The sequence below is a fragment of the Methanobrevibacter sp. 87.7 genome, from assembly GCF_002208625.1.
GTDB lineage: Archaea > Methanobacteriota > Methanobacteria > Methanobacteriales > Methanobacteriaceae > Methanarmilla.
In genome coordinates this window covers 1-11,599 of record NZ_MRCT01000054.1, presented here as the reverse complement: position 1 = coordinate 11,599, position 11,599 = coordinate 1, and the positions used below count along the sequence as shown (strand labels likewise).

Below are 11,599 nucleotides of genomic sequence, written 5' to 3'. Positions count from 1 at the left end.
AATTAATATTTTTAAAAATAGATTTTATTTATTATTTTTTTAAAATAGTTATACTAATTTTTTTTAATTATATTTTTTATAAGTAGTTAAATTTAGATTTATTTAGAAATAGTCTTTATTAATTTTAAATTAATTAATTAAAAAAAAAGAATTTAAATTATAATTACTTATTATAACTTAAATTAAGATTTAGTGTTTATATTTTTTTGATTAGTTACATGATTAGTAAATATGAATATTATTGGAGTTATTATGTATAAATATGTAAAATTTGGACTAATGAAATAATCACCTAATATTATAATAATAGTTAATAAAACCATAATAAAGAAAGTATTTGTATGATATCTTCTTTCTTCAAGATCAACTACATCAAGGAATCTTTTAGTATATCCATAATAAACGCTTATTAAAGATAATAATACTATAATAAAAATATTTGATGTAAATACTAATTCTGCAATAAAGTAACCACCATATTCTGTTAATAATGATGTTGTAAATGGCATAAATGATATTGATGCTAAAAATAAAATATTTATCCATAAATATGTAACATTCATATTTTTTATTTTAATTATTTCATGATGATAAACCCAAAATGTACCTACTAAAATAAAACTAACAAGCACAGTACCTATTGAAGGAATTATTGAGTACATAAATAAAATTATATCATGAGAACTTTTCATTTGAAAATCAGGTAATTTAATACCAAAAGCAAGTAAAGTCATTACCATTCCAAATATTCCATCTGTAAGTGCAAGTAATCTTCCAGGATCTATATTAGAGTCTTGATCAAATGCATCTTTAAATCGATTAGAAAATTGAAGATAATGGGTAAATTCTCTAAATCTATTATTTAATATATTAAATCTATTTTCTTTTTCTGAATCTTCTGTTTTTTGTTGATTATTTATATTATCATGTATATCGTGTGGTGTTTGTTTGTTTTGGTAATTATTATCTATTTTATTAGAATTCTCACTTTTTAGTTCATTTAAACGTTTTTTAAGTTTTTTTCTTGCAAGATTTAATTCATAAATATCTTTGTTTAATTCCTCATCTTCAATATAATCTAGAATATTTTTTGGATTTATTGTTTCATCATTTTTCTTCTCCATACAAATTACCCCTTATATTATAATATTATATTGAATTATTTTTTAATAAATTTATATTTATTATAAAATTTTTAAGTTAATTATGGATTTTAATTTATTTATATAATTGATTTTTTGTTTGTATTTTTAGGTTTTTTATATATTTAGTTAAAATTTATTTTTCCCATATTTTTAAGTTTTTTTGTGTTTTCTGTAGTAAATTTTATGTTATTTATTAAATTTTTATCATGTTTTTAAGCATTTTATTTACTGAATTTATTCTGATTATATTTTTTGAATTATATTAAACAATTTAGTTTATAATTAATTATTTTTTAATATATTACAATATTAAATATAATATGATTAATTATAATTTGATTAATTTTTAATTTAAATTAAGTATATTATAATAATATAATTTTATATTAGTATACTATTTTAATATTTTATTAATATTTTTAAATATATTTCATGTTGATATGTAATTAGTTTCATTTGTTAATTGTTTAATTGTATATTTATTTGTACTAATTTTTTTATCTGATTTTTATGAAATTTTTATCTGATTTTACATGATTTTATAAAAATTTTGTATATTCGATTAAATAAGAGTTACACTGAAACAAATATTGTAAAATGTTTAATTGTTTATATTATTAAATTAAATATTTTAATTTTTCTTAATTAAAGCTCTATTCTATCTTATTTTAATAAGATACCTATTTTATTTAACTATTTGAGTTTAAAAAGTATGTATTTCTTAAATTTTAAAAGACATTAATTTTAAGTTTTTAATTAAATTTTCTTATAATATTTTCTTATTTTATTAATTTTTAATAGTATTATGCTATTTTTGACTATTACAAATAGTTTTATGCTTTATTTCTTAATCATAACATTTATATACAATTTTTAACTTAGAATTATATATGAAATTATTTCTAATAATCCATGGTTTTTAAAAATTATAAATTAATAATTAAATTTCATAAATATTTTAGAAATTTAAATTCTATTATTGAATTTTTATAATATTTTGAAAATTTTATTTTCAATTATTGAATTATTAATTTTAATTCCTATGATTTTTAAAAGTCTAAATTATTATTGATATAATTTTAAAATTTGAATAGGAGGCGAAAAATGTCGAAGAAATTTAGATATTTTAGCTTACTATTAGTTCTTGTTGTCGTTTTATGCATTGGTGCAGTTTCTGCTGCTGATGTAGATAATGGAACTACAGTTAGCATGTCAAATTCTTCGGTTCAAGATTCAGTTCAAAATGTTAATGATAATGTAAGTACAAATTCAATAGATTATACATCCACTGTTGGAAGTACAAGTAATTTATCTACAACTGTTTCAGGTGATTATGATAATACTAGTGATGTTGTAAATAATAATGTTTCTAGTTTAAATAGTACTCCAGTTGCTAATAATGATTTATCTATAGATGATACTGTTAATGATTCTAATAGTGTTAAAGTAAATAATGCTTCAAATACTATTAATGATTCTAATAGTGTTAATACTATTAACAATTCAAAAGATGTTAATTCATCTTCTGTAAAACCTGTTGTTCTTAAAGCTGCAGGTTCTGAAAACTCTAATAGTTTTACTATTAATCAAATTATTAGTGCAGCTAAATATGTTAAAAACTATTATGCTTCAAATGGTAAATTACCAAGTACTGTAACTATTGGTTCAGTAAAAGTTAGTTTAGCTCAATTTTTATATTATGAATCCAAAGCTCTCAGTCAATTAAACTCTGATAATAAAGCAAACATTGCAATTATCGGATCTATGGGTGAACCTTCTAGTCCAAATATGGGGGATTCCGTAAGTGGTAAATTTACTAAATCTGCTTATGTTGATTCAGCTACTAGGACTTATAAATTTATATTAAACTATAAACAAGGTCCTAATTATTCAACTACTACTCTTAATAGAGTATCTTATAATAGATTAATTGAAGCATTTAGCGTTGCTCTTGATTATTATGGATCTAACGGTAAATTACCTGATTATTTAACTCTTAAATACGGTTCTAAAACTACTGCAGGTATGAATCCAGTTAATTCTGTAAGTATTAATCAAATCATTGCTGCATCAAAAGTTCTTAAAGAATATTATGCAAGTAATGGTAAACTTCCAAGTACTGTTATGGTAGGTTCTGTAAAATGTACTTTAGCTCAATTCTTATATTACGAATCTAGAGCTATTAGTCAATTAAACTTTGGTAATAAAGCAAATATTGCTATTGTTAAAGCTTTAAATGAACCTTCTAGTCCTAATTTAGGAAACGTTAAAAGTGGTAATTTAGCTAAATCTGCTTATGTTGATTCAGCTGCTAGGACTTATAAATTTATATTAAACTATAATCAAGGTCCTAATTATTCAACTACTACTCTTGGAACAGTTTCATATAATTATTTAATCAGAGCTTTCGCTGATGTACTCGTATCTTATGGTAATAATAATGCTTTACCTTCTAGTGTAGCAATTAATAATAATGCAAATGTTAAACAAACTACTACTATTACTGTAAACTCTGGTGATGTTTACAAAAAAGATGATAAGTATAGTGTTGTTCTTAAAGATGCATCTGGTAAAGTCCTTGCTAATCAAAAAGTTCAGTTTAAAATAAGTGGTCTTACTACTGTTTATTCTGCAACTACTGATGCAAAAGGTGTTGCTAGTTTTATTATTAATTTAAATTCAGGTAGTTACACTGTTACTGCATCATTTGCAGGTAATGGTAATTACCAAAGTTCTTCTAAATCTTCAAAAGTTTATGTTGTTTCAAATTCAACTAATGGATTTAATAATAACACATTTTCAATCTTTTTATTTGGAAGTGATATGAATAATATAAATTTAGCTACACTTGCTTCAAATCATGTTGGTAATGTTTTCTTAAATTATTATGCTATTGAAAAATACGGAAATTCTGGTGTAGAAAATTTCATTGCAAATGCAAGAAAATATAATATTAATGTTTATATTTGGATGCAAACTTTTTATGATGGTACTTGGGTAAATCCTGCAACTTGTGGTCAAGCTTATTGGACCCAAAAAATAAATGAAGCTGTATCTTATGCTAAATTAAATGGTGTAACTGGTATTGCTTTAGATTATTTAAGATTTGGAGGAAATGCTTATAAATATTCTAATGGAACATCTTCTATTACTATGTTTACCAAAATGTTAACTGCTGCTGTTAAAGTTGTTAACCCTAATATTAAAGTTGCTGCAATATTAATGCCAGAAACTTCACAAAATGCATATTACTATGGTCAAGACTCTGATCAATTAGGAAATATTGTAGATATTCTTATGCCTATGATTTATAAAGGTAACTATCAAGCTGGTAGTTCCTGGATTAAATCAACTACTGCTTACTTCAAAGCTCATTCAGGTAATGCACAAGTATGGACTGTATTACAATCATACAAGTCTGATAATGATGTTACTAAATTAAGTGCATCTGAATTAAAAACTGATGCTCAAAATGCATTAGATGGTGGCGCTGATGGTGTTTCATACTTTAGATATGGTTATTTAAATTATGTTAACTCTACTACCTTAAATGGTGGTATAAGCTCTATGGGCGTTAATGATACTTCTAATAATAACAATAACTCTGGAAATAATACAATTGTTTACAATACTACTATTAATGGTAACAATGTTACTATAATTGGTGGTACTGGAACATATTATACTGTTGTATTAAAAGATCAAAATGGTAAAGTTCTTGCAAATAAAAAAGTTAGATTTTCTATAGTTGGTGTAAACTATGATGTTGTAACTGATTCCAATGGAATTGCAAAACTTCAAATAAATTTAATGGGAGATAAATCTTACGATATAGGTTATTTATTTGCTGGTGATGAACATTATAATGGTTCTAATGGATCTGCAGTAATTAAAGTTACTAAAACTAATCCAAGTATATCAGCTTCTAATGTAACTATGTATTATAATGATGGTTCCAAATTTGTTGTTGTTTTAAAAGATTTCCAAGGTAAAGCTTTAAATAATCAAGCAATTTACCTTAAAATTGGTAATTCTGTTTATAAAATAGTTACAAATACTAATGGTCAAGCATCCTATGTAGTTAATTTAACTCCAGGAACTTATGCAATAACATTTACTTACAATGGTGATTTCTACCGTTATAGTGTTAGTTCAACAGGAAAAATTGTAGTTAAAAAATTATCTTATGTTATAAAAGCAAACGATTATACAACCACTAATAAAACAGGATATTATACTGTTAGTGTATATGATAACCTCGGTAATAAAGTTGCAAACCAATATGTTAACATTACCATTGCAGGAAAACTTTCTACAGTTAAAACTGATTCCAATGGTGCTGTTAAAGTTGCATACACTTTAAATCCAGGAACTTATAATGTTGTTTCAAGTATAGTTGGAAATAATTTATATGATGGAAATTCCGTCACTAAAAAAATTACTGTTAATAATCAGCCAGCTACTTATTTAACTATTACACAGATTATCGATGCTGCAAAAACAGTTAAATCATATTACGTAGCTCATGGTTCTCTTCCATCTACTGTTACTATCGGATCAACTAAAGTTACTATATCTCAATACTTATATTATGTATCTAGAGCTATAGCACAATTAAATACTAATAATATGGCTAATGTACCAATTATTAAATCAGTTGATTCAGCAAGTAATCCTAATATGGGAGATACAATTAATGGTAATTTATATAAAGCTGGATATGTTGATTCAGCAAGTAGGACTTATAAATTCATATTAGAAAATATGCAAGCTCCTAACTATTCAACAACTACACTTAATAGAGTATCATTTAATACTCTTACTGAAGCATTCAGTACTGCTCTTGTATATTATAGTGGAAATAAAAAATTACCAGATTATCTTACTATAACATCAGGTAAAGAAACTACTGCTCATGCTACTAGTACTACAAGTAATGTTATAACAATTAACCAAGTTATTGAAGCTGCAAAAGTTGTTAAAGATTATTATGCTAAAAATAAAAAATTACCAAGTAGTGTAATGGTTGGTTCATATAAATGTACTTTAGCTCAATTCTTATATTACGAATCTAGAGCTATTGCTCAATTAAATACTAATAACATGACAAATATTCCAGTTATTGGTTCAATTAATGAACCATCAAGCCCAAATATGGGAGATTCTATTAAAGGTAATTTAAATAAATCTGGATATGTTGATTCAGCAAGTAGGACTTATAAATTCATATTAGAAAATGAACAAGGTCCTAATTATTCTACTACAACTGTTGGAAAAGTATCATATAATGCTTTAATTGAAGCATTCAGTAGAGTTCTTTCATATTATAGTGAAAATAAACAACTTCCAGCTTATGTTAGTATAGATACAACAACTAGTGCAGATACATCATCTATTACTGCTCTTGCTAAAAGTTTAACTGAAGGCCTTACTTCCCAATATGATATGGCTGTTACCATGTTTAATTGGGTAAGGGATAATGTAGTTTACGATTACTATTATAACTCCCAACAAGGTGCATCTTTAACTTTAACTAAAAGAAGTGGTAATTGTTGTGATCAATCTAACCTTTATGTTGCTATGTGTCGTTCTGTTGGTTTAACAGTTCGTTATGTCCACGGTTACTGTCACTTTACTGATGGTTGGTATGGTCACGTTTGGACTGAAGTAAATGTAAATGGTAAATGGTATTCTGCAGATTGTGTTTCTACAAGAAATACCTTTGGTACAATTAATAATTGGAATACAAATACTGCAACCATATACAATAGATATACAAATTTACCGTTCTAATTTAAATGAAAATGGGAATTGATATTTAATATCAATTATTAGAATAGTTTAGAAGTTTTTTACTTCTAAATTATTTCTTATTTTAATTTTTTTATTTTTTTCATTGTTTTATGATTTTTAATTTTTATTTTTTTTCTCTGATTTTTATTAATTAAGTTATATACTTATGTTTTTAGCTTTATTTTGTGATTTATTCATATTTTTAGTTTTTTAACAGTTTTTAGTTTTTATCTGTGTTTTATTGTTACTTTTAAATTTTTTTTAAGTGTTTTTTAGTTTTTATTTTCTGTATTTTTATGTGAATTTTTTTCTTAAATTTAGATTTTTTAAGTTTGTATTTTTATGTGGATTTTTTTCTTTTATTTTGATTTTTTAAGTCTATATTTTCTGAATTTTTTAGTGTTTTTTATTGATTTTTTTCTCAAAATTAGATTTTTTGGAACTTTTTTAAAAAATGTTTTAAATTCTTTTATCTATCTATTTTCTCCTAATTTTTCATTTATTTTCGGATTATATGTTTTATATACTCTTATTTTTTATAGTTATGATTTAACTATAATCAGTTTATCTATAATATAATAAGCATCTTTATTACAAGTCTTTACTTAAATTTTAAAAATGATTTTCATATACCTTTTATTATCTTTTTTTATTTACTATTTTAACATTATATCGTTTAATTTATTAATTTCTATAATGATTATGGCTTTTATAATCTTAAGTATTGATTTTAATGCTTATTTCTTTAAAAAAAGATTTATATATGATTTATGCTATAAGTTATTACTGTAGTAAAAAATATTTTTATTAATTAATTAAAATTTGATTATTCAAGATAATTTACTAATTAAATAAAATTTTTAGTTTTAATTATCTAGATAATTTTAAATAAGTTTCTTAATTACTTGTTTATGAATTTTAAATTATTTTTAATTGAAATATTTTTTAGATAGATTTTATATTATAATTATTAGGAGGAAAAAATGTCGAAGAAATTTAGATATTTTAGCTTAATAATAATTTTCCTTATTGTTTTCATTGGTATTGGTGCATTAAGTGCTGCTGATGTTAATAATAATGATTCATTACAAGCAGTATCAGATTCTTCTGTTCAAACTGTAACAAATAATACGGTTTTAAATTCCGTAAATACATCTAATTCAACTATAGTTACTTATTCAAATTCAGATTCCAATCTTGGACAATCTGTAAGTAATAATAATCTAAATATTGATACTGAAGATTCTGTTAATAATAATGTTGTTAATACTCAAATTAACAATAATACATCTACTAATACTCAAATTAGCAATAATTCAAGTGGTAATGTATTAAATAATCAAATTAACAATAATCCAAATTCAAGTAGTAATACTGTACTTAAAAGTACTAGTGCTAATTCAGTAGTACTTAAAGCTACTAGTACACCTACTAGTTTCAGTATTAATCAGATTGTTAGTGCTGCTAAGACTGTTAGGGCTTATTATGCTGCTAATGGTAAGTTGCCTAGTACTGTAACTATTGGTTCTGTTAAGGTTAGTTTAGCTCAATTCTTATATTATGAGTCTAGGGTTATTAGTCAGTTAAATTCTGGTAATAAAGCAAATATTGCTATTGTTAATTCTTTAAGTGAACCTTCATCTCCAAACTCAGGAGATTCAGTTAATGGTAAGTTAACTAAGGCTGGTTATGTTGATTCTGCTACTAGGACTTATAAGTTTATTTTAAATTATAATCAGGGTCCTAATTATTCTACTACTACTGTTGGTAGAGTTTCATATAATAGGTTAATTGAAGCATTTGCTGTTGTTCTTGATTACTATGGAACAAATAAACAATTACCAAGTTATGTGAATGTAAAATATAATGCTAAAACAACTACTCCTACTACTAGTACTACTGTAAGTTCATTAAGTGTTAATCAGATTGTTAGTGCTGCTAAGACTGTTAGGGCTTATTATGCTGCTAATGGTAAGTTGCCTAGTACTGTAACTATTGGTTCTGTTAAGGTTAGTTTAGCTCAATTCTTATATTATGAATCTAGAGCTATTAGTCAGTTAAACACTGGTAACACTGCAAATATTGCTATTGTTAAATCTTTAAGTGAACCTTCATCTCCAAACTCTGGAGATTCAGTTAATGGTAAGTTAACTAAGGCTGGTTATGTTGATTCTGCTACTAGGACTTATAAGTTTATTTTAAATAATAATCAGGGTCCTAATTATTCTACTACTACTGTTGGTAGAGTTTCATATAATAGGTTAATTGAAGCATTTAGTGCTGTTCTTGATTACTATGGAACAAATAAACAATTACCAAGTTATGTGAATGTAAAATATAATGCTAGAACAACTACTCCAGGAAATATTATTCAAAATCCAACTAATAATACTAATACTAATACCAATACTAACACTACAGTAAATAATAAAGAATTTACTATAGATCAAATTGTTTCAGCTGCAAAAGTAGTTAAAGCATATTATGATGTAAATGGTAAATTACCAAGTACTGTAACTATTGGTTCAGTTAAACTTACATTGTCCCAATTCTTATATTATCAATCTAAAGCAATATCACAGTTAAATTCTGGTAATAAAGCAAATATTGCTATTGTTAATAATAAATTAAATGAACCTTCAAGTCCAAATTCTGGTGACTCTATTAATAATAAAAAATTAACTAAAGCAGGATATGTAGATTCTGCTACTAGGACTTATAAGTTTATTTTAAACAATAATCAAGGTCCTAATTATTCAACTACAACTGTTGGTAGAGTCTCTTATAACAAGTTAATAGAGGCTTTCTGTGAGGTTCTTGTATATTATGGAAATAATAAAGCATTACCTGCTTCAGTGCCTATTTATAGTGCTAAGATTGGAAACTATACTTATATGGTAGTTTCTTCATCTAATAAATATGCAAGTGGTAGTGTATTTTCTATAACATTAAAAGATTCATGGGATAACATAGTTGCTAATCAGAAAATTAGTTTTAAAATAAATGGTGTTGTTTATACAAATACTACTAATTCAAATGGTATTGCATATTTCACTATACCAAATTTAAATGGTAATTATGCTGTAAACTATTATTATACTAATACTAATAGCAGATTATCATCAAGTGGTTCAAAAACAATATCAGTTGTTAGTAATATTACAAGCTTAGTAGGTACTAATTTAACTACTACTAACAATTCTGGTGCTAAGTATACAGTTACTTTAAAAGACTGTTATGGAAATGCTATTGCAAATCAAGTAATAAGCTTTAAAATAACTGGTGTTTCAACTACTTACACAGCAAAAACTAATTCAAATGGTGTTGCAAGTATTGTTATTAATTTACCTACTGGAACTTATACCATAACATATACATTTGCAGGAAATAGTAATTATCCTGGATCAAGTGGAAGATCTACTATTAAAGTAAATAGTAAGATTACTGGTATTTCAATTGATTCACTTATAGATTCTGCTAATTGGGTTAAAGACCAATATACTATAATTTCAAATGGTACTAAATATTCATTTGATCAATATGGTGTTTCTTCAGATGGTAAATATATTATGGCTATTGGTAGACCATCAGCATCTGGTGAATTAAGTAAATATGGTTACACTTTCTATAGAAGTGTATTTAATAGAGTATGTCCTATATGTGGAGGTACACATTTATTCTGGAGTATTTTCTGGGCAGGTAATGAATATGATAATTATGGAACATTCCCTGCTACTGGTAATAAAGAAGGTGGTTCAGCAGAAGGTCACATTTTCTGTGCTGACTGTGATGCAGACTTCTCATGTATAGATGGTTTAAACCATGTTTCTGGTTCAACAAAAGCTCTTACTAAAATAGTTGATACTATAAAAGTTGCTAAATCTGAAGCATATGTTCTTTTAAATGGATCAATGCAAAATGTTGATATTGTATCTTCAGTAGGTCAACTTCCATCTATGGTAAATATTGAAGGTACTTCAATTACCTTATGTCAATATTTCTATTATGTTTGTAGAGCAATTTCTCAGTTAAATGCTGGTAATACTAGTGATATGTCATTTATTATGTATGCTAGTGAACCATCTAACCCTACTATGGGAGATAGTATTAGTGGAGCTACTTTATCTAAAGCAGCTTATGTTGATTCTGCTACTAGGACTTATAAATATATTTTAAATAATAATCAAGGTCCTAACTATTCAACAACAACTGTTGGTAAAGTTTCATATAATGATTTAGTTAAATTATTTACAGATGTTTTAATATATTATGGTAAAAACAATAAATTACCTGATAGTATTACTGTAAATACTTAGATGTTTAAACAGAAAAAGATGATTTAAATTTAAGAGTTTTATTCTCTTAAATTCCATTTTTTATTTTTTTATTTATTTTACTAATTTTTAAATTTCAATTTAAGTATTCTTATTTTGTTATGAAACTTATTTTATTTATTTAAAAAGTAGTTTTTTGTTAAAATCTAGTTTTTTATGTTTTTTGTATTATTAAGAAATAGTTTTTATGTTAAAGTGTAATATTTTTATGTTTTTTGTATTTATGATTTATTTTTACAGGTTAAGAAGTGGTTTTTTCATGTTTTTTCTATTTAAAAACTAGTTTTCCTATTAAAAGTAGCTTTTTATTCGTATTTTAATTTAATT

General features: G+C 24.6%; 3 protein-coding genes. 2 read left to right on the top strand and 1 reads right to left on the bottom strand.

From position 1 onward, the window contains the following. Positions 1-182: 182 nt before the first annotated feature. Entirely contained in the window at positions 183-1,124 is a 942-nt protein-coding gene (locus tag BGI41_RS03875; RefSeq protein WP_088538923.1) for a TMEM175 family protein, read from the bottom strand. 1,125 nt (positions 1,125-2,249) lie between these two features. Here BGI41_RS03875 and BGI41_RS03870 point away from each other — a divergent pair. Further along, positions 2,250-6,938 (top strand): pseudomurein-binding repeat-containing protein, encoded by a 4,689-nt coding sequence (locus BGI41_RS03870; RefSeq protein ID WP_088538922.1) that lies wholly within the window; start codon positions 2,250-2,252, stop codon positions 6,936-6,938. Between the two features lie 983 nt (positions 6,939-7,921). Beyond that, complete coding sequence (locus tag BGI41_RS03865; RefSeq protein ID WP_088538921.1) at positions 7,922-11,254, top strand: Ig-like domain-containing protein; 3,333 nt, start codon at positions 7,922-7,924, stop codon at positions 11,252-11,254. Positions 11,255-11,599: the final 345 nt, after the last annotated feature.

Bases quoted from the DNA above. Each gene is read 5' to 3' on its own strand.
- BGI41_RS03875 (WP_088538923.1), bottom strand. From the start codon at position 1,124: ATGGAGAAGAAAAATGATGAAACAATAAATCCAAAAAATATTCTAGAT.
- BGI41_RS03870 (WP_088538922.1), top strand. From the start codon at position 2,250: ATGTCGAAGAAATTTAGATATTTTAGCTTACTATTAGTTCTTGTTGTC.
- BGI41_RS03865 (WP_088538921.1), top strand. From the start codon at position 7,922: ATGTCGAAGAAATTTAGATATTTTAGCTTAATAATAATTTTCCTTATT.